Below are 24005 nucleotides of genomic sequence, written 5' to 3'. Positions count from 1 at the left end.
ACTATCTATTCAAATATATATAGTCTTTAATCACTTGATTTTCGTCATCGCCAAGGCTTAATACATAGAAGTACGTGCCTGCAGGTAATTTTGTTCCTTTTTCTGCCCCTCCAAATTGATTTTCTCCAGACCAATCGTTCGCATAACCGCTTTTAGACTCATAAACTTTCTGACCCCAACGATTAAAAATGACAAATTCTGCATTCGGATATTTCTCAATTCCACGAATAATGAAGTTTTCATTTATTCCATCGTCATTAGGTGAAAACCCTTGAGGAATGATTAAGTTGCAGAGGTCAGGATCTAAATAATCTGGAATACCATCTAAATCGCAATCAGCATATTTACCATCGCTATCTATAGAAGACTCAGATATTGTTAAAATACCATCATTATCGTCATCCGTATCCCTAAAATCAAGAATGCCATCTTTATCCGTATCATCTGGACCTGTACCATCTTTATTCGCATCATTTTCTATGCTATCAGGAACAGAATCATCATCCGAATCTGTATCCTGAAAATCAAATTTAAGATCTCCATCAGTATCAGGTGGATAAACAATAATACCATCTTTTAAACCATCTGCATTTTCATCTATAAAACCGTCAATAATTCCATCGAGATCAGCATCGAGATTATCACTTTCAAATACATCAAACAATCCATCATTGTCAGCATCTTTAACGTACATGTCAAATTCTCCATCAGCATCTGTATCTGTAGGTAAAATCACTTTTTGTACATCATCCCACCCGTCTTTATTTGCATCAATAAAGTCGTCTATTCTACCATCGACATTTAAATCTTTTAATCCATTTTCAATGACATCAGGCACACCATCATTGTCGCTATCAACATCTCTATAATTTGGAATTAAATCTTCGTCGAAATCTAAATCTCCAGCAGTCATTTTTGCATCATCTGCACCATCAATGTTGCTGTCGACAAAATCATCAATCATTCCATTACCATCTGAATCAATACCACCATCTTCAAGAAGGTCTGCCATGCCATCATTATCCGAATCCAAATCAAGAAAATTACTTTGTCCATCTTGATCGAAATTCAATAAACCATCTGTTTTCAAGTTATCATCCCAACCATCACCATTGGCATCATTATCAAATTCATCAGCAATGCCATCTCCGTCCGAATCATCCCCTACTTGCATTACATCATCTATTCCATCACTATTTGCATCAACCCCACCAGTTTGATCAATATCAACAGCATCTACGATACCATCATTATCAGTATCCAACCAGTTGTCAACGACGCCGTCTAAATCCGCAAAACCTTCTTCAACTCTATCAAAAATACCATCATTATCAGCATCTAAATCAACTGAGTTTAATAGCCCATCACCATCAAAATCAAGATTAGACAAAGGTGTTAATGCCAAATTATCATCGTAACCGTCTCCGTTCTCATCAATAAAATCATCAACACGACCATCATTGTCAAGATCAATTCCACCAGCTTCCTTAATATCTGCAATACCATCATTATCACTGTCAAGATCTAAAATATTTGGAATTCCGTCATTATCATTGTCACCAATTCCTTCATCAATATTTAAGATGCCATCATTGTCTGCGTCTAAATCAAATGCATCATCAATTAAATCCCCGTCTGAATCATTTTCTCTAAAATCCAGATCACCAGTATCAGGAGAATTAAAATCAGCCAATATTCCATCCGTTAGTGGGTTAACGGTACCATTTCCAGCATTAGTCATTGAAGTTGCAATTGCTAATACAATTTCATCAAAGGCATTGTCTAATCCATCTTGATCAGCATCAATTCCAACAGGCACTACTTCTGCAATTCCATCACCGTTTGCATCAAAACCTTCAATTCGATCAGGAATACCATCCGAATCGGTATCTAAATCAATATAATCAGGATCTCCATCCATATCATGATCATTAGGAACGATTGGCGTTCCTCCGTCATTTATGTCATAATTATTATCAATTCCATCACCATCCGAATCTTCTCCACTAGCTGGAATATAATCTGCAGATTTTTGACCTTCAATATTGTCTATAATTCCATCATCGTCACTGTCAATATCTATATAGTCAGGACCTAAAAGTCCGTCAGTATTTGGCAATAAAAGCGCTGTACCACCTTCGTCAGTATCAACAACACCAGATAAACCATTATTATTTACATCAACAAAACTGTCCAAATAACCGTCTCCATCAGCATCATCACCGCCAGATTCAAAAGCATCTACTATGCCGTCGTTATCCGAGTCAAGGTCAATATAATTTTTATGACCATCTAAATCAGTATCTGGATTCAACAACCTTGTTCCTCCTGCATCTTCGTCAACCTCATCACTGAATCCATTTGCATCATCATCAATAAAACCATCGATCATTCCATCACCGTTAGCATCGGTACCACCTGCCTCAATGACATCAGGAATACCATCATTATCACTATCTAAATCAATTCTATTTACAAATGCATCCGTATCAGAATTCGGTTTCAATAATGCTGCTCCTCCATCACCCACACCATCGATCGTATTATCATCCGTATCATATAAATCAACGAATCCATCATTATCGACATCACTCAGGTCATCTACAATACCGTTTCCATCAAGATCGGCACCTCCAGCTTCAACAAGATCAGGTATACCGTCATTATCACTGTCCAAATCTTTAAAGTCTTTTATGCCGTCTCCATCAGTATCTATATTTGGCAGTGGACTTAAAGCAATTCCATCATCCATACCATCTCCATCTAGATCTACAAATCCATCAACTTTACCATCTCCATCTAGATCAACACCTCCAGCTTCGACTATATCTGGAATACCGTCATTGTCACTATCCAAATCAAATTTATCTAACAAGCCGTCACCATCAGTATCTTCAAGCCCTTCATCTACATTTGTAATTCCGTCGTTATCACTATCGATATCAACATTATCGTCCACACCATCATTATCAAAATCTTTATCTCTAAACTCTAATTTACCATTCAAATTTACATCAGGAAAATGTCCATCTGTAAGCGGTTCAACAGCTGAATTACCTGCATTAGTAAAACGATTTGCTAGATTTAAAACAACCAAATCAAAATTATTATCTAAGCCATCATCATCCGAATCAGAACCGGAAGGGACAACCTCAGCGATACCATCTCCATCAATATCATGCGCTTCAATTAAATCAGAAATTCCATCATTATCGCTATCTAAATCTATATAATCTGGAATCAAATCTAAGTCATAATCCAAAAGAAGAATTGGTGTTCCAGCGTTATCAAGATCATATTCATCATTAAGTCCGTCACCGTCAGTATCCGCATCGAGAGGAGGTCTATAACCTACAGTTGCTTGTGCTTCAATATTATCAGTTATTCCGTCACCATCACTGTCAATATCTAAATAATTTGGTCTTGCCAAGCCGTCAGTATTTGGAATTTCAAGTGGTGTTCCAGCTAAAATTTCTTCTACGCTATCGGCTAAACCATTGCCATTTACATCTTCAAAACCATCTATCCGACCATTTCCATCTGAATCGATACCACCGGCCTCAATTACATCAACAATACCATCGTTATCAGCGTCTATATCTCTATAATTCCTTAAGCCATCTAAATCAGTATCAATATTTGGTAAAGGGCTGCCTAATATCGCATCATGAAGGCCATCGGCATTAATATCTATGAAGCTATCTACTTTACCATCATTATCAATATCAATACCTCCTGCTTCAATAATGTCTGGAATTCCGTCGTTATCGCTGTCTAAATCAATTCTGTTAGCATTTAGATCCTCATCCGAATTGAAATCAAGAAGCGCTGTCCCACCATCACCGGGACCGACAATGTTATTATTATCGGTATCATATAAATTGACAAATCCATCATTATCAACATCCGTTAAATTATCTACAATTCCATTTTGATCAACATCTGCCCCTCCAGCTTCAACTAGATCCGGAATTCCATCATTATCCGAGTCGAGGTCCAAAAAGTTTTTCATTCCATCGCCGTCAGAATCTGGATTATCAAGCGGTGTAAGTGCTAAATCATCATCTAGTCCATCGTCATCTATATCAGTAAATCCATCAACAACACCATCTCCGTCAACATCTACACCACCAGCTTCGACGAGGTCTGGAATACCGTCATTATCTGAATCTAAATCTAATTTGTTTACAATACCATCACCATCTTTATCACCTTCACCTTCTGCGAGATCCGGAATTCCGTCATTATCGTTATCTAAATCAATAATATTTGGAATACCATCTTTATCCGAATCAATTTCCCTAAAATCAAGGTTTCCAATTCCAGGAGCATCTATATCAGCATAAATTCCATCAGTCAGCGGGTCAACAGTTCCATTTCCTGCATTTTCATGTGCGGTTAATCCACTCATGACAATAAAATCAAATGCATCATCTAAACCATCTCCGTCACCATCCGTTCCAGCCGGTGAAACATCTGGAATTCCGTCGCCACCTAAATCATGCCCCTCAATAATATCGTTTTCGGTGTCACCATCCGAATTTAAATCCTTATAGTCTGGTATTCCATCACGGTCAAAATCGACAGGTTGTATTGGTGTACCTCCAAAATCAATATCATAATTATCGTCCAACCCATTACCATTGTCATCTAGACCAGAAAGCTCAATATATTCTCCAGTAGTTTGACCTTCAACATTATCTAAAATACCATCTCCATCACTATCTATATCTAAATAATTGGCTCCACCTGTACCATCCGTATTAGTAATACCCAAAGGTAAACCTCCGTCAAACGGCCCTGGAATATTATCATTATCTGTATCGGTTAAATCATTAAACCCATCTCCGTCAACATCTTCAAATCCATCTAATTGACCATCGCCATCTGCATCCAATCCATTATTTTCAATTACATCTACTATACCATCATTATCCGAATCAATATCTAGATAATCTGAAATACCATCGAAATCAAAATCGTTAATAGGTAAACTTGTTCCACCATCACCAGGACCCGCGATATTGTTGTTATCGGTATCTACGACATCAGAAAAACCATCCCCATCTACATCTGCAAATTCATCCAAACGACCATCACCATTTCCGTCCTCACCTCCAGCTTCAGAAGCATCAGAAACACCATCATTATCACTATCTAAATCTAAATAATCAGCTATTCCATCGTCATCAGTATCAGGAATAGGCAATGGAGATAATGCCAAACGATCATCTAAACCATCTCCATCAACATCTTCAAAATCGTCGACTCTTCCATCACCATCTATGTCCACACCACCAGCTTCGATTATATCGGGTATACCGTCATTGTCACTATCCAAATCCAAATAATCTAATACACCATCACCATCAGTATCTTCAAGACCTTCAATCAAATCAGGAATTCCGTCATTGTCTTCATCTAAATCCTCATCATCACAATATCCATCATCATCTACATCAGCAACACCATAAATTATTTCTCCATCATCATCAATTCTTCTAATTCCTAATTCAATTAATCTATGCTCTCGCACTGTTCGTAATGCTGCTTCCGTATATACTAAATTCAAACGATCAGTATTAATCCCGATCAATGCTGCGTCTCGATTAACATAAGGAGAATGATCATTGTCCGAACGACTACCCAATACAACTGCACTTAATAAATCTTCACTACTTGGATAGGGAGCAAATAATCGCCCCGATTGTAATAAACGGTTTTGACTAAGACTTTCTGATGAATGGGAATTTGTAAGATTAAAATATTCAGCACTGTGAATAACCAATTGTTTGTGCACAGTGGTTGGATTGGCAACTTGTCCGAAAGTTGTCAACGCCGTTACTATAAGTATGGGAAAACTGAATAGTAGTTTCAAATATTTATTCATTTTGTCGGCCTTGTACGATAAATCCTAATCTATAAAGATACTCAAACTAGTATATAAGGTTACAGAATACAATAGAAAATCGTTTATTTACGGTAATTAACGGATGATCACCCTAAAACGTTAGTGATTCTGTGAAATAAGTGAATTTAGGATAATTTTTGAAGATAAATTTTAATTTTAAAAACAAAAACCCCGACTTATAAAGCCAGGGTTTTATTAAAATAACATGAACATAAAGTTTTACGTTCTTCTAGTTTCTTTTATTTATTTCATCTCGAATTTCGGATGCACGCTCGTAGTCTTCTTCTTGAATAGCAGCATCTAACAAATTATTCAATTCTTCAGAACTAGCACCGGCTAAAGTATTTTTCGGTTTTTCTTCAACCTTCTCTTCCGCAGCGACATCTCCTTCAGCATGTTCAGCAATTTCATCTTCTAATTGAATTCCAGCAGAACTTAAAATATGTTCGAAAGTAAAAACTGGGCAACTAGCACGAATACCGATTGCAATGGCATCAGATGTTCTAGCATCAATTTCAATTAATTTTCCATCACTTTCACAAACAAGTTTGGCGTAAAAAACACCTTCAATAAGATTATAAATTACAACCTCCTTTATCAGGATTTGAAAGGTATCAGCGAAAGTTTTAAATAAATCGTGCGTTAAAGGTCTAGATGGTTTCATCTTTTCCAATTCTATAGCGATAGATTGTGCTTCAAAACCACCAATTATTATTGGTAATCTTCGCGCACCTACTTTCTCAGACAAAACCAAAGCGTAAGCACCAGATTGTGTTTGACTATAGGATAAACCTATTATTTTGAGTTCAATTTTTTTCATAATCTACCAGACAATTCATCACAACAAATTGTCCCCCAACACAATTAATTTTCGGCTTTTAATTTTTTTATTTCCTCAGTTAATTTTGGAATCACATCAAAAGCATCTCCAACAATACCGTAATCCGCAGCCTTAAAGAAAGGCGCTTCTGGATCTGTATTTATAACTACAATAACTTTACTTGCATTAACACCAGCTAAATGCTGAATTGCACCTGAAATACCTGCAGCAATATACAAATTAGGACGAATAGCAACACCTGTTTGCCCTACATGTTCGTGATGAGGTCTCCAACCAATATCCGCAACTGGTCTAGAACAAGCAGTAGCAGCACCTAAAACCTTTGCAAGATCTTCAATCATTCCCCAGTTCTCTGGACCTTTAAGTCCTCTACCCCCAGACACTACTAATTCAGCCTCTGGTAATAAAATATCACCTTCTTGTTTCTTAATTTCCTTAACAGTTATTTTACTTGCACCTAAATCTGCATCAAAAGCCTCAACAGAAGCTTCGCCTGAACCAGGAACAACACCAACTGAATTAGGAGTTAAGGCAATAACTTTTTTAGACGTTTTAACATTTACAAAACCATAAGCTTTACCAGAGAAAACATTTACTTTAACTTGGCCATTATCGTTTGGTAATGCAACTGCACCACTTACTAAACCAGCGTTCAATAAAACAGATAATCTTGGCGCAACTGCCCTTCCAACTAAATCGTGAGAAAAAACAACTGTTTCAGCACCCGTACTCTCAACTGCTTTAGCAACTAATTTTGTGATTTGTTCTGAATCATTAGATTTTAAGGCTTTATTAACCAAAACTTTTGATGCTCCATAAGCACCTAATTTTGATAATTCTCCTTCAGAAATATCACCATTTGTAACAACAGTAGTACTTCCAATTTTACTTCCGTATTGAACAGCTTCCATTGCATTTTTTGCAATTTTACCACTCAATGTATCTATATAAACTAATACTGACATTTTCTTTTAATTAAATGATTTTTGCCTCATTGTGCAATAAACTAACTAATTCCGCCACATTATCGGCGTCTACATATTTACATGCTGACTTTGCTTCAGGTAATTCAAATGTTTCAAAGCTCGTCATTGCATCACATGCTGCAGCAGGTATAACCTCTAAAGGTTTCGTTCTAGCCGCCATGATACCACGCATATTTGGAATTCTTTGTTCAGCCATTCCTTTAGCAGCACTTAAAACAAATGGTGTTTCCAAAGAAATGATTTCAGAACCACCTACAATTTCTTGATCAATTGTCGCAGTGTTACCACTCATTTCTAATTTTGTTGCTAAACTAACAAATGGTTGATCTAATAATTGAGCAATCATTCCACCGATTTGCGAGCCATTAAAATTGATTGTTTCTTTACCAGTTAGAACCATATCAAAACCATTAGCTTTGGCATATTCCGCTATTTGGAAAGCCGTAAAATAAGCATCTTCTGCTTTTGCATCTACTCTCACTGCGTTATCTGCTCCAATTGCTAAAGCTTTTCTAATAATAGAATCATCCTCTGCTGTACCCACAGTAATTGTTGTTACAGATCCTCCATTCGCTTCTTTTAATTCTAATGCACGAACTAACGCATACCATTCATCGTAAGGATTTACAATAAACTGAACACCCGCTTCATTAAACTCCGTGTTATTATCTTTAAAATCAATCTTACTGGTCGTATCAGGTGCTTTACTAATACAAACTAATAGTTTCATATATATTGAATTTATTTAAATTAAATCTTTAAGGGTTCAAATTTACCAAAATTTTAAGAACCTATATTAAGGCTTCTCATTAAAATTAATTCAATTTTGCAATACCTCCTGATTAAATTGGATTATTATTTAATATATTTTAGAATCTCCTCACTAATTGGAGAGACATTACTTTTGAATCGCTCTTCTAGCATTCCTTTTTCATTAATCATGAACTTTTCAAAATTCCATGAGATTGGTCCATCAAAGCTTGAATTTTCCGTAGTTGTCAACCAATTAAACAAATCACTTATCCCGTCTCCTTTTACAATAGACTTTTCTGCCATTAAAAATTCGACACCATAATTCTTCTGACAAAAAGCCGCAATTTCATTATTAGAACCAGGCTCTTGTGAACCGAATTCGTTTGCTGGAAAACCAATAATTACAAGTTGATCACCATGTAACTTATGTAACTCCTGAAGCCCTTCATATTGAGGGGTAAATCCACATGCTGAAGCAGTGTTTACAATTAATATTTTTTTACCTTTAAATTCAGAGAATGTTTTCTCTTCACCATTTAAAGTAGTAAATTTAAATCCATAAATATCTGTTTGTCCCATAACCTGCAATACTGAAAACATTATAATTAATAAAGAATATTTCATATTGATTTTGTTTATTAAATCTTATTACACAAAGCTAAGGTTTAATAACCAAACCAACATCAGCTAAAAAAATCAAAACATGCGCAATCAATTTTTACTAGACCAAGATACTTATTATTTTAATCATGGATCTTTTGGCGCTTGCCCGAAAGCTATATTTAAAAATTACCAAGATTGGCAATTAGAATTAGAAAGAAATCCTGTCCAATTTATTGTAAACAAAGGTCCAATAATACTTAACGACGCTAAAAAAGCCCTTGCAAAATACATTAATTGTCAAGCAGAGAATATCGTATTTACACCAAACCCATCAACAGCTTTGAATATAGTTATCAAAAACATAGAACTAAACAAAGGGGATGAAGTTTTGACAACTGATCACGAATACGGAGCGATGGATTACACTTGGACTTACTATTGTAAAAAAGCAGGTGCAAATTATATTAAATCAAAAATTTCCACTCCTATAGAAAGTAAAGAAAGCTTTTTGAAAGAATTTTGGAATGGTTTAACTGATAAGACAAAGATTGTTTTCATTTCGCATATCACAAGTGCTTCGGCATTAATCTTTCCTGTTGAAGAAATTTGTCAAAAAGCAAGATCGTTAGGTTTAACCATAATTATAGATGGAGCTCATGTTCCAGGTCACATTCCATTAGACATTGAAGAACTTAATCCGGATGTTTATACCGGCGCCTGTCATAAATGGATGTTGGCGCCTAAAGGAGCATCCTTCTTATACGTAAAAAAGGAATTACAGCGACAATTAGACCCTTTAGTTATATCATGGGGATACGCCCCTGACAAAGTCGAAAATAGATTCACAGATTTTCACCAATTTCAAGGCACGAATGACTTTTCTGCCTATCTAACGATACCAAAAGCAATCGAATTTATTACAACTGACGACTGGAAAAAAGCACAACAAAATAGCAAGAATTTAATTTTAGAATATTATCCCATATTCGCAAAAGCACTTAATGGAAAAACGATATGCCCTATTAATGAAGATTTCTTAGGTCAAATGTTTAGTGTTCCAATTTCGTCAGAAAATCCTGAGCTATTAAAGGCCACTTTATACAATCAATACAATATCGAATTACCTATAACGAATTTGGAAAATCAATATTTCTTTAGAGTTTCAATTCAATCTTATAATACAATTCAAGAAATTGAATATCTACTTGACAGCATTCACAAAATTAAAAAGGAGACCAACTTAATTAAATAGGCTGGCCTCCTTTTTAAATAAATAATCTAATAAGTATTAAGCTTTTTCTTCCCAAATTTTAGAAATTTCAATCATCGTTTTAACAGCTTTTTCCATATCCTGTACACTACAATATTCGTGTTTAGAATGAATCGCCATTTCTCCTGTGAATAAATTCGGACAAGGTAATCCCATGAATGATAGTCTTGAACCATCCGTACCACCGCGAATAATAACCGGTTTCGGTTCAACTCCGACACGCTTCATTGCTTCAATAGCGTAATCAGTTACGAAGGGAACATCTTTAATTATTTCCTTCATATTTCTATATTGCTCTTTAGCTACAAATGTAGATTTAACACCTGGGTATTTTGCAACCGTTTCTTCTAGTAACGCTTGTAATCGATCTTCATATTCTTTCAATTTAGAAGTAATATGATCACGAATAATAAAACCAATCTGTACAGATTCCATTCCACCATTTATGAAAGTTGGATGAACAAAACCTTCTCTACCAGAAGTTGTTTCTGGCGACCAACTATCTTTTGGTAATGAATCTATAAAATCAGCCGCCACTTTTGTTGCGTGTACCATTTTACCTTTCGCATATCCTGGATGCGCACTTACACCAGAGATTGAAATCTCAACAGCATCTGCAGAAAAACTCTCATCTTCGATCGAACCTAAAGTTCCGCCATCCAATGTATAACCATAATCCGCATTTAATTTTTCCATGTCTAAATGCTCAACGCCACGTCCAACCTCTTCGTCCGGCGTAAATAGAATTCGAATAACACCATGCTCAACAGATGGGTTGTTCATAATATAATCTGTATAAGCCATGATACAAGCAACACCTGCTTTATCATCTGCTCCTAATAAAGTCAAGCCGCTTGCTGTGATTAAATCATCACCAATTTTCTCTTTTAAATAAGGATGCTTTTCTACAGTAATAACTTGTAAATTATCATCTGGTAAAACAATCGGTGCGCCAGTGTAATTTTTATGTAAAATAGGCTTCACATTCTTACCAGTTACATCGGGAGCAGTGTCCATATGTGCACAAAAACAAACCGTCGGCACATTACTTTTCTTGGTATTTGCTGGAATTGTTCCAAAAACATAACCATGCTCATCCATTTCAGCATCCGATATACCAATAGACTTCAATTCTTCTACTAATATTTTTGCTAAATCTTTTTGTTTCATTGAAGAAGGAAATGTAGTAGAATTGGGATCCGCTTCGGTATCCACTTGTACGTACTTCATTAATCTTTCTCCAACTTTGTATTTTGTTATATCCATGATTATATTTTATCTTTAAATGACGAAATTAATCATTCTTTAGAATTTAATTAAATTGTGTTAACTGCTTTTTAAACAAAGATTAAAAGATCGATGAAAAATTTAATTATCTTTACCCACTTGAATTCATCAATGGTTTTGCCACGTGAGATATACTTTCTTAATACTTTCTATAACACTTTTCTTTACTGGTTATGCACAACCAATAAATGACCGCTGCGAAACAGCCATTGCGCTGTGTCCTGGAGAGATATATGCTGGAAGTACAATCGATGCAACTACAAGTCCTGCCGACCCCTCTACATGCTACACTGCAACTAGCACTGTCTGGTATTTTTTTACAACTAATAGTTTAGGTGGTGGCGTTACAATTAGTCTAACTGATTTGGTTTTTAACCCAGATATAACCTATGGTAAAAAATTAGAAGCTTTCTTTTTTGAAACTGGAGGTGACTGTGATGACCTGCCATATACACCATATTCAAATTGTGGTGAAGGATCTGTAGCATTCGATTTAAATGAAGTTATACTATTAAGCCCTAACACCACTTATTATGTGCAAGTTAACGGAGCTAAAGACGGCGCATTAAACGCCGCAGAATGTACTTTTAATATAAGTATCAGTGGAACGGCTGTCAATTTTCCTACCCCAACAATTTCAATATCATCTGCCAATGACGAAATTTGTCAAGGTGAAGATGAACCAATAACATATGCAATAGAAGATTGTATTGACACTGTCAATTATCGTTGGATATACAATGGAGATATTGTTTATGAAGACAATGAAAACTCTTTCTCCACATCAATATTAACCGAAGACGGGACTTTACTTGTTGAAATTGATTGTGGGTCTAATTGTCCGCAAACAGCAACCTCTAATCCTATTACATACACACTCAAGCCAGTTTCGGCTGAAGCAGGAGATGATAAATATATTGACAGAGGAGACCAAACTACGTTAGACGGGTCTGGAGTTGGTGATCCACTTTGGACACCTGGTACAACACTTAATTTAGATAATGTATATGAACCAGTTTCTTCTCCTGAAAACACGACAATTTATTATTTAACAGTTGAGAATGACGGGTGTTTTGCTACTGATAGTGTCGTTGTTTACGTTGGCGAACTAGTCACAATTTTCGAAGCATTTTCTCCAAATGGTGATAATATCAATGACAAATGGCGGGTTAGAAATAGTGAAAACTTCCCTAATATGGTTGTTAACATTTATGATAGATCTGGACAAAACGTTTTTAAAGCAGTCAACTATACTACACCTTCGCAATGGTGGGATGGAACATTTAAAGGAAAAGATTTACCAACTTCCGTTTATTATTATGTAATTGAATTAAATGACCCTGACCGAACTGTTTATAAAGGACCTGTCCATATTATTCGATGATGAAATTTATAGTTGTTTACATATCATTATTAGTGGCATTTGGTTCGTTTAGTCAACAAACACAACATTATACGCAATATCAGTTCAATCAATTTGCCATTAATCCAGCAATGGCTGGTACAAAAAACTGTATTGATATCAGAACAGGTTTCAGATATCAATGGGCCGGTGTTACTGGAGCTCCACAAATTGGTTTCATTAATGGACACGGTCCAATTCGTTTCAAAAACAGAAAAAAGAATCTCTACGGCCCAAAAAGTGGAATTGGGTTAAGTGTAACCAGCGATAAGTTCGGTGCCTATTCTTTTTTAGATGCCAATCTTGCTTATGCTGTTCACATTCCAATGAGTCAATATTGGAAACTCTCTATAGGTCTTGCTGTTGGAATGAAGCAGACCACATTTTCAACAACCAATTTAACAACAGAGTTTATCGATCCAGTAATTCCTACTACAAGTCAATCATTCATTATTTTTCCTGATGCAAAGCTTGGTTTTTGGCTAGCTAACAAATCGAATTTTATAGGTATTTCTATTCATAATTTATTTGGGAATCGACTAGAGGGAATTGGAGATATTAGTGTTTTACAGCGTCATTTCTATATGACAGCCGGTAAACGATTCAAATTACAAAAGAAATGGTCTTTCCAACCTTCATTTTTCTTGATGAAAACGGGTGGAACGCCAATGGACTTCCATTTAAGTGCTTTATTTGATTTAGATAATAAATTCTCCATCGGAATGGGTATTCGAAGAACGGACGCTATCACGGCGCAGATTCGTTTTAAACTATTTGATTTTCTGAGCATAGGATATTCATTCGATTTTGTAATTTCGAAAATAAATAACAATATTTGGCAAACACACGAACTAACCGCTGGATTTAACTCTTGTTCTAATTACGGCAATAAGAGTACTACTTCTTGTGCAACATTTGAATAATGCAACAACCTTTACCATGATTTATCCGTATAGATTATACATAGTTGATAAAATAGCCCATTACTAAAAATTTGAAACTTCAATATGAAGCTACCCTTACTTAAGTCAATTTTCATTATTTTATCTTGCTTCGCATTGCAATTAACTGTAAATGCAACCGAGTTATATTGGGTTGGCGGTGCAGGTAACTGGAATGATGTTACCCAATGGTCATTAACATCTGGAGGACCATCAGCAGGAAGAACTCCGTTGATTGATGATGATGTAATTTTTGACAGCAATTCAGGAATCTCATCTAATGATCAAGTCATTTTAAATGCGACCGCCGAGATCAATAAATTATCTATTGAATCTACTCCATACTTTACTTTTTATGGAAGCGAACACAATTTAATACTGCATAGCGATCTTAAAATTAATTCGACTATTGGTTTCGAATTAGATGGAGATTTAATTTTTAAAAATGATAAGGCCATCACTGCAGAAATACAAACTAATAATGTTGATTTTGATGTCAATATTAAATTCGTAGAAGGAAGTTGGTCTTTGAAAAATCACCTAAGAGCAGGCCTTTACAATACTATATTTTTTAATAGTGGTGCTATACAAACGAACGGTTATTCAGTTCATGCAAACAATATATTTGCAAATACGGCCCCTGTTTCTTTAGATTTTACTGGTTCACATATTTCAGTTTATAATGATTTTGATATTTCTTCAGCGCGTAATATTGGTGGAAGAGCTACTTATATTGTACTTTCAGAAACGACAAGTCGAGAAGATGTCTCTCTATTTGCTTTAGACGGAGATGAGATTTATGAAATTGTTAGAACTTGTGGTGCTTTAACAGCAGAATATTTAGTAATTTCCGATTATAATGGTGCAGATATATCATGTAACGATTCATGTGATGGAAGTATAGAGGTAACAGCCTCGGGTTCTCCTGGTCCGTTTGCATACAGATTTGGTGCTGGCAGTTTTTTAGATATTACTGTATGGGATGACATTTGTGCTGGAGGCGTAACTGTTACTGTCAGGGATTCTTCTGTATTAATTAGTCCTGGCAACTACTTACAGTGTACGTTGACAGGTCTTACTTTGGCTGAACCAAGTGAAATCATATTAGACTTAAGAGCAGCCGAACGAATTTCATGCGAAGGTCTTTGTGACGGTAGTGCCACAGTCGAAATTTCCGGAGGTACTGAACCATATACCATCGAATGGGAATCAAGTGGGGAAACAACCGTCTCCCCTTCAGCATTATGCCCTGGCAATAATCCGGTTTCTCTTGTTGATATAAATGGATGTATAACTCAAGACACAATTTTCATAGCTGATCCAATTCAGATTGTTGCTGACGCAATTGCTACGAATCCTTCTTGTTTTGGTTTATGTGATGGCGAAATCGCAATCACACCATCTGGTGGAGACGGAGGCCCTTATGACATAAATTGGGCACCTGCTCCAATAAGTGGCGATGATTCTAATCCTGGAATTGGTTTTTGTGATGGCGACATTACTTTAACTATAACTGATGGATTAGGTTGTGACTTTGATACATTAATTACACTAATTGAACCTGACCCTATTACCCTATTAGTAACTGACGTTGAAGGTGTGAGTTGTCCAGGTGATTGTGATGGAACAGCCACTGTAATTCCTGGTGGTGGGGTTGCACCATTAACTGTAGAATGGTTTGACAATATTACTGGCTTAACTACAGGAATAACAGACCTAATTGCCACAGGTCTTTGTCCAGGCGAATATTTTGTTCGTGTTACAGATGCAGATCTTTGTTTTTTAGATAGTGACCCAGTTATTATAGACGAACCGCTCCCGATGATTTTGGATGCTGTTGGATATGATATTTCATGTTTTGGAATCTGTGATGGTTCAGCTGCAGTTGACGTTGAGAATGGTGCAGAACCTTATAGTTATAGTTGGACATTAATTCCCGGAGGAGTGGGTATTGGCGCTGAAGATTCTATTAGCGGTCTTTGTACTGGTGATTATCAAATTATTGTTGAAGATGATAATGGATGTTTTAGTGATCCAGCAATTGTAACGATAATTGAACCAACAGAATTAATAGTTGATTTAACATTTACAAGTCCAACTTGTTTTGACGATTGCAACGGAACAGCCGACGCTGTTGTTTCTGGAGGATCGGCACCTTATAGATATTCGTGGTCACCTGCTCCAGGCTTGGGAGCTGGTACACCAAATGTTTCGGAATTATGTCCTGGTGATTATATTTTAACGGTTACAGACGATAATGATTGTGAAGTAATTATTGAATTTACTTTAGATGAACCTCAAGAATATGACATTGAAGTTACAGTAAATGACTTAGATTGTTTTGGTGATGTTGATGGTTCAATTGACTTAAATGTGATCAGCGGTGGATCAGGAGCTCCTTATACATATACTTGGACACCTGCTCCTCCAGTTGGTGCTGGTACTCCAAACGTTTCAGGTCTTACAGCTGGCACATGGACGGTAACAATTGCGGATGCATTTTTATGCGACACTACATTAGAATTTATTATCACAGAACCAAGAGAATTAATTGCAGATGCTACAATTATTTCACATCCTAACTGTCATGATGCCTGTGATGGGTCTGTTGAAGTAGTAATAACAGGTGGAACTGGTCCTTATATTACTACATGGGACGATCCGCTTTCACAAACAACACTTGTTGCAAGCGACCTATGCGCTGGCACATATACTGTTAATATTGTAGACGCAAACGGTTGTACAGCAACAGATGTAATTACTTTAGTAGAACCAGATGAATTTGATATTGATGTAAGTCAAGTGGACATCGATTGTTTTGGAGAGTGTGTTGGAACAGCTACTGTTACAATGAATGCTGGCGGATCACCTCCTTATACTTATTTATGGGATGATCCATCTTTACAAACAACACCAACAGCCGTTACACTTTGTGCAGGAACTTATAATGTAACAGTAACAGACAATAGGGATTGTGATACTGTTTTAACCTTTATAATAACAGAACCAGCAGAATTAATCGTAGACATTGAAATAATCAATAGCTCGTGCTTTGATGCATGTGATGGAGCAGCCAATGTTGTTCCAACTGGCGGTGTTGGTCCATACACGTACGAATGGTACGACGCGGCTACTGACACACCTTTAGGAATAGATAACGATAGTATCGCAGACCTGTGTCCAGGATTCTATTATGCAATAGTTACTGACGCTAATGGTTGTGAAACCACTACCGACGAAATTGAGATTGAAGAATTGCCTGAGATTGAAACAACAATTGTATCAATCGTTGATGCTACATGTGGTGAATGTGACGGGACTGCAGAATTATCTTCAATTGGTGGAGACGGAGGTTTCTCTTATAATTGGGAACCGGATCCATTAACTGGTGACGGAAGTGAATCAGTTACTGGTCTATGTGCAGGTGCCTATTCGGTTACAATTACTGACGGTGCTGGATGTCAAGATATAATCACTGTTAGTATCGACAATATAGCTTTAGAAGTATTAGAATTAGATTCAGTTGATGTGAGTTGTTTTGGACTTTGTGATGGTGAAGTAAGTGTGACTTTTGTAGAATTAGATCCTCCTTATACAATTGAATGGTTTGATAATTTAACAGGACTCTCAATAGGGGAATTTGGACCAACTGCAATTGGTTTATGTGCTGGTGAATATTTAGCTGTTGTAACCAATAATACTGGTTGTATAACATCTGGAGTTGTCGTTGTTAATGAACCAGATGATATTACAGGGTCAATAACGCCAACACGAACATCATGTACCGCTGTATGTGATGGCGCAGCTGACGCATTAATTATTGGTGGAACAGGAGATTTAACCTATGATTGGGGACTTGCTTTACCAGGAAGTGGCGAAGGCACTCCTAATGTTTCCGGCTTATGTCCTGGGCCTTGGCAAGTAACAGTAACTGACGAACGTGGTTGTACAAAAATTTTTAGAACTACTATTATTGCTCCACCAGAAATTATTATCGCTTCCGAATTCTCAAGTGACATTACTTGCTTTGGAGAAATTGATGGATCTGCAACTGTAATTGCCTCAGGAGGTACTCCAGGATACACTTATGAATGGTTCGATTGTGCCACAGCATTGCCCATTGGACAAACGACACCTACAGCTGTTGGATTGGCTCCAGGAACATACAGATGTACTGTAACAGATATTAACGGATGTGATGTGTCTAGTTCATGTATAGAAATACTTGACGGCGATTTATTAACTGCAGATATTACAATAAGAGCAGTTAGTTGTTATGGAGAATGTGATGGTAGAATTGTTGTTATACCAGGTGGCGGTGTACCAAGCTATTTTTACCAATGGCTGAATGAAGCTGGTGATCCATTACCAGGTCAAACAAACGATACAATTTCTAACTTATGTCGAGGAGTTTATAATTTAAGGATCACAGACCTCAACGGCTGTACACAATTATTTGGACCATTCGATTTAACAAATCCGGATAGCCCGTGGGATGTAATTATTTCTACGACAAACCCAACTTGTGATGATGATTGTGATGCATCAGCAACTGCGATAGTCCTCGCAGGAAACAATCCTCCTTATACCTATTTATGGGATGATCCTTTAGTTCAACGAACACCTACTGCCAATTTTTTATGCGAAGGATTCTATACACTTGTAATTTCAGACGCTGGGGTCTGTGATACAACCATATTAGTTGAAATTGTTCCTAACGATCCTATTATTGCTAACATTACCTCTATAACTAGAAACCCTTGTTTCGGGGATTGTATAGGTGCAGTAACAGTTGAACCTCATGGTGGAACGGGACCTTATACTATTTTATGGTCAGATGGTCAAGTTGGAGGCACTGCATCAGACCTTTGTGCTGGACCAATTACATTATCCATTACGGACGCATTAGGATGTACAAAAGATACAATTATTAATATCATCGAATCTCCAGAACTAACAATCGCTTCAAGCTTCTCTAATAATTCATCTTGTGGAAGATGTAATGGTAGTGCAACGGTAAATATAACTGGAGGAGCAGTGCCTTACGATTACGATTGGATTCCTGATCCTCTTTTCGGCGACGGAACAAACAGCGCAGCAGGCATTTGTGCTGGCGTTACACGTGTAGAAATTACAGATGCAAATGGTTGTACGCTTACAGAAACATTTGCCATATCCGATGTGAGTTCTGAAGATGTTACTGTAACGACAATTGATGCAAGTTGTTTTGGTGTATGTGATGGCATTGCTGATGCTGACTTTACATGTTCAATTGAACCTTGTGCTCAATTGTGGTATGATGGAGAAACAGGACTTTCTATCGGTGAAACAAGTACGACGGCAACCGACTTATGTGAAGGTGAATACTATATTGAAGTGACTAACGGTGTTGGTTGTGTTAGTGTTACCCTCGCTGAAATTTTAGCTCCTGAAGAAATTATAATTGATGAAGTAATTACACCAATAACTTGTAACGGCGATGAAGATGCGACTATAACAATCACCCCTTCTGGTGGATCAGGAGGCGGTTACACTTATGCCTGGTCTCCAATTCCTTCAAATGGTGATGGAACAAACGAAGCATTAGATATTGGTGCTGGTATTTGGTCTGTAACAGTAACGGATAGCGATGGCTGTACTGAAGAATTCGATTTCAACATTACTAATCCATCGCCAATTGTATTAGTAGCAGATCCTTCAAATCCAACATGTTTTGGATATTGTAACGGAACAATTACTGTTTCGGCTTCAGGTGGCGGCGGCGCATACACTTACCAATGGTTTCAATCAGGCGTTTTACTGCCTGGAGAAGATGCACCTCTAATTGCTGGTATTTGTCCAGATAATTATAACGTAATTGTTACAGATGCTAATGGATGTACAGCAACTTTACCAATAGATATTACAATAAGCGAACCCGTACCAATTGTTAGTTCTTTCGAAAAAACTGATGTGACTTGTTATAGTGAATGTGATGGAACAATCTCATTGACTATTAGTGGCGGTGAACCAGGATATTTCATTAATTGGTACGATGGAATTACAGATCTTCTACTAGGTCTTGGTGGTCCTGTAGCTACTGATCTATGTCCAGGAACATACTATGCAGTTATCACCGATAATAATGGTTGTACGCATACCACCGACGACATAATTATAACAGACCCAACAGAACTTACATTCACTATTACATCAGCTGATGCAACTTGTTTTGGTACTTGTGATGGAGAAGCCTCAATTGTAGTTAGTGGTGGTACACCAGATTATAATTATTCATGGTTAACATTAGCAGGTGATCCAATATTAGGAGGTAATACACCTGATGTTGAAGATTTATGTGCAGGTAATTATACGGTAGAAGTTATTGACGATAATGGTTGTTCAATTGGCGTTCATAACGTCTTAATTAATTCTAACCCAGAAATTGAAGCAATAATATTTACTAACGATGCAGATTGTGGAATTGCAAATGGAAACGCAACCGTTTTTGTTAGCGATGGCATAGGACCTTTTACTTACCAATGGTACGATGCCGTTTTAGATCCTATTCCAGGTGAGATTGACGCAACATTAACGGACGTGGTATCAGGCATCTATTTTATCATCGTAACTGACGCTACAGGTTGTACGCAAGACTTCTTAATCACCATTTCTGATTTAGACGGACCAGACATCAATTTTGTAAGTCTAACTAATCCTTCATGTTTCGAAGGAAATGACGGAAGTATACAAGTTACCATCGAAGGTGATGATCCTCCATTTACAACAATATGGAATCCAGGTGGAATAATTGCTGAAGATCCAACATCTCTTAGCGCAAACGATTATATACTTCGCGTAGCTGATGCTCTTGGATGTATTAGTTTCTTTGATACTACATTAGTCGATCCAACTCCTATTCATTCATCAGCAACAATTGTGAATACTGAATGTGGAGAATGTAATGGATCTATTGAGGTTAGCCCTTTAGGTGGAACAGGAATTCTAACTACTGAGTGGAATACAGGTGCAATTACAAACGCAATTTCAGACTTATGTTCAGGTGTTTATGAAGTAGAAATTACTGACGCAAACGGTTGTACAAATTCAGATTACTATATCGTGGAAAACAGTTCAGGACTTACAGCTATAACCAGTATAAATCCTGTTACATGTCTAGACGCGTGTGATGGAACTGTATCTGTTGAAGGATTTGGAGGCGACGCCCCATACACATACTTATGGTTACATGACGGATCAGTTGATCCTGATCTAATAGATCTTTGTTCTGGTTCTTATTTCGTTCAAGTTACAGATTCTACAGGATGTCAATCAACAGTTGAAGCAACGTTACCGGATCTAAACGAAATAGAAGCAACTGCCACGATTATCAATCCTGGATGTGGTGAATCTAACGGTTCTATCACTGTAATTTCCGAAGGTGGAGTCCTTCCTCATACTTATTTATGGTCAACAGGTGAACCATCGAATTCAATAGATGGAGTTCCAGCTGGAATATATACACTGACTGTTACAGATATTAATGGATGTTCTAAAGACTTTACTTATTTCTTAAATAACATAAATGGCCCAATCGCAATATTAGAGGCAACCGATGTAAATTGCTTTAACGATTGTAGCGGTACTATTGATACAGTATCTATAGCAGGAGGTACAAGACCATTCTCTTTTAATTGGTTAGATGAATCAGGCACTGATATAGGTGAAACAGCGCCATTAGTAGAAGATTTATGTGTAGGTGAATATACCTTACAAATAACTGATGATATTGGCTGTATAACATTCAGCACAGCAATTATTGAACAACCTGACACTATTCTACCAAACCCTATTACAAGTATCGCAACAACATGTTTTAATACATGTGATGGAACACTTATTGTAAATCCAATCGGTGGAACATTCCCTTTTACTTATGAATGGGATGATCCTGAAGCACAAACAACTGCCTCTGCTGTCGATTTATGTGGTGATACATATAATGTAACCATTACTGATGCGAATGGTTGTACAGTTCAACAAGCAGGCACGGTAATAACACCAGACGAAATAATAATTTCTCTAGACAGTATTAAAGCCGCAACTTGCCCTGATGCAATAGACGGCGGTATATTTATTACAATTATTGGCGGCGCTGAACCTTTTACGTATGAATGGACTGAGGAAACTAGAACTGAAACTTTCGATACACAAGACTTAACAGACCTTACACCTAAAGATTATTACCTAAAATTAATCGATTCGAACGGTTGTGAGGTGATTGATACATTTACAGTTACTTCCCTTATTGATTTAATTGCTTATGCTGGGAATGATACTTTATTATGTTTAGGAGAAGACCTTCTCCTTATCGGATCTAGTAACTTGGAGGAAGAAGTTAACTATACATGGTATGACAGTTCTATGAATGTCCTTTCCAATATAGATTCGCTACTTATAACTCGAGAAGAAACTGGTGAGACATATTACATTCTCGAAGTTGTTTACATTGGATGTACAGCTTATGACACTGTCTTTATTAACACACCGGAACCTCCTTTTGTAGATGCTGGTGATGATTTTGAAATGTATCCTGATCAAACGGAATTACTAGGAGGATCACCAACAACTGATCCTGAGAATACGGTTGTTTGGAGTCCAGCAGATTTCTTAGATGATACTTTAATATTTAATCCATCAATATATAAACCAGACAATTCAGGAACTTACTATGTAACTGCGACAGATACAAATGGCTGTATGAATATTGATTCCATTTATATTGAGATTCTTCCGAACTTTATTATTCCAGATGGCGTATCACCTAATGGCGATGGTTTAAATGATACATGGATTTTAAAATTCATTGAACAATATCCAGGAATTAATATTTCAATCAACGTATTTAACCGTTGGGGAGACCTATTATTCGAAAGTGATCAGAGCTATGCAGATGATTGGGATGGTACTACTAAAGACGGAAAAAGACTGGCTTCAGGAACATATTATTATGTAATTGATATAGAACATGAAGATTTTCCTGACCCAATTACAGGTCCAATTACATTAATGTGGTAAATTTAGGCACTTGAAAAAATTAATTATCATATCATTCTTATTCATTGCTCACACTTTGCAAGCACAACAGCTGCCGCAATTTACACAGTATATGATGAACAAATATGTCTACAACCCTGCTATTTCAGGTGATAAAGACTATTGGGAAGTTGTATCGAATAACCGCGATCAATGGCAAAGAATTACCGATGCACCGAGAACATTTACACTGTCTGCTGCTGGTCCATTAAAGAATAAAAAATTAGCAATGGGAGGATATGTCTATACGGATATTACTGGCCCAACAAGACGTCTAGGTTTTCAAACTTCTATTGCCTACCATTTAAAACTTTCAGAAGAAATCAAATTGTCATTCGGATTGTCTCTAGGATTTAACCAATGGATATTGGACGCTGATAAAGTAACAACTGTTCATGATGGGGATTTTTACTTCTCAAATGGTTTACTAAAATCATTCGACCCAGATGGTAAATTTGGATTCTATTTATACCACGAAAATTGGTATATTGGTGGATCAATCGAACAAATTTTTAGAGATAAGGTTTCATTCCTAGCAACGCAAACTAGTTCAGAAACATATATGGAAAATCATTTCTACGCTACGGCGGGATATACATTTAACGTAAGTGATTCGTGGAAAGTAGAACCTAGTTTATTGTTCAAATATAACAACCCAGCAACGCCAAAACTAGATGGGGTATTACGCATCTTATATCAAGACCAAGCATGGATCGGAGCCGGGTTTAGAACAAATGATGCTTACACTTTAATGGCTGGATTCAATTATAGAAACATGTTGCAAATTGGATATGCATATGATATTACCAATACAAAACTTAAAAACTATAGCTTCGGTACACACGAAATTAGTCTAGGTATTAGGTTTGGTAATTCTAAATAAGGCTCTTTCGAGTTTTTTCATTAAATTCACTTTCATATCTCAACCACGCAATT

At 36.7% G+C, this 24005-nt stretch carries 11 protein-coding genes; 5 read left to right on the top strand and 6 right to left on the bottom strand.

The annotated features are described in order from the left end of the window. Window position 1: 1 nt before the first annotated feature. The 5 genes from T367_RS23880 to T367_RS0110190 form a co-directional block, all read right to left on the bottom strand. Complete coding sequence (locus T367_RS23880) at window positions 2-5878, bottom strand: T9SS type B sorting domain-containing protein (protein ID WP_169736048.1); 5877 nt, start codon at window positions 5876-5878, stop codon at window positions 2-4. 262 nt (window positions 5879-6140) lie between these two features. Then, window positions 6141-6731, bottom strand: coding sequence for a bifunctional nuclease family protein (locus T367_RS0110205; RefSeq protein ID WP_027419752.1), 591 nt, complete (start codon window positions 6729-6731; stop codon window positions 6141-6143). Window positions 6732-6775: 44 nt separating this feature from the next. Next, window positions 6776-7717 carry an electron transfer flavoprotein subunit alpha/FixB family protein gene (locus T367_RS0110200; RefSeq protein ID WP_027419751.1) on the bottom strand — a complete coding sequence of 314 codons (942 nt, stop codon included), beginning with the start codon at window positions 7715-7717 and terminating at the stop codon, window positions 6776-6778. Window positions 7718-7727: 10 nt separating this feature from the next. Then, window positions 7728-8468, bottom strand: a complete 741-nt coding sequence (locus tag T367_RS0110195; RefSeq protein ID WP_027419750.1) for an electron transfer flavoprotein subunit beta/FixA family protein — start codon at window positions 8466-8468, stop codon at window positions 7728-7730. Window positions 8469-8593: 125 nt separating this feature from the next. Continuing rightward, entirely contained in the window at window positions 8594-9115 is a 522-nt protein-coding gene (locus T367_RS0110190; protein ID WP_027419749.1) for a glutathione peroxidase, read from the bottom strand. 79 nt (window positions 9116-9194) lie between these two features. Between T367_RS0110190 and T367_RS0110185 the strand changes: the two genes are divergently transcribed. Next, on the top strand, window positions 9195-10346 hold the full coding sequence (locus T367_RS0110185; protein WP_027419748.1) for an aminotransferase class V-fold PLP-dependent enzyme: 1152 nt from the start codon (window positions 9195-9197) through the stop codon (window positions 10344-10346). Between the two features lie 36 nt (window positions 10347-10382). Here the strand turns inward: T367_RS0110185 and pepT are convergent, their stop codons facing one another. Next, complete coding sequence (gene pepT, locus T367_RS0110180) at window positions 10383-11630, bottom strand: peptidase T (protein WP_027419747.1); 1248 nt, start codon at window positions 11628-11630, stop codon at window positions 10383-10385. Window positions 11631-11775: 145 nt separating this feature from the next. Here pepT and T367_RS0110175 point away from each other — a divergent pair, with 145 nt between their 5' ends. From T367_RS0110175 to T367_RS0110160, 4 genes are all read left to right on the top strand, one after another. Beyond that, a complete protein-coding gene (locus T367_RS0110175) occupies window positions 11776-13035 on the top strand; it encodes a gliding motility-associated C-terminal domain-containing protein (RefSeq protein WP_027419746.1) in 1260 nt (419 codons plus the stop codon). Continuing rightward, the gene (locus tag T367_RS0110170; RefSeq protein WP_027419745.1) at window positions 13035-13976 is read left to right on the top strand and encodes a PorP/SprF family type IX secretion system membrane protein; all 942 of its coding nucleotides are present in this window, start codon (window positions 13035-13037) and stop codon (window positions 13974-13976) included. Before T367_RS0110175 ends, T367_RS0110170 begins: the two co-directional genes overlap by 1 nt. 84 nt (window positions 13977-14060) lie before the next feature. After that, on the top strand, window positions 14061-23051 hold the full coding sequence (locus T367_RS24900) for a T9SS C-terminal target domain-containing protein (RefSeq protein ID WP_027419744.1): 8991 nt from the start codon (window positions 14061-14063) through the stop codon (window positions 23049-23051). Between the two features lie 10 nt (window positions 23052-23061). After that, window positions 23062-23952: a PorP/SprF family type IX secretion system membrane protein gene (locus tag T367_RS0110160; protein ID WP_072032188.1), complete on the top strand. Its 891-nt coding sequence runs from the start codon at window positions 23062-23064 to the stop codon at window positions 23950-23952. Window positions 23953-24005 lie beyond the last annotated feature (53 nt).

This window comes from Crocinitomix catalasitica ATCC 23190 (genome assembly GCF_000621625.1).
GTDB classification, from domain to species: domain Bacteria; phylum Bacteroidota; class Bacteroidia; order Flavobacteriales_D; family Crocinitomicaceae; genus Crocinitomix; species Crocinitomix catalasitica.
The sequence above is the reverse complement of the archived record's forward strand: the minus strand, read 5'-3'. Positions and strand labels throughout refer to the sequence as shown.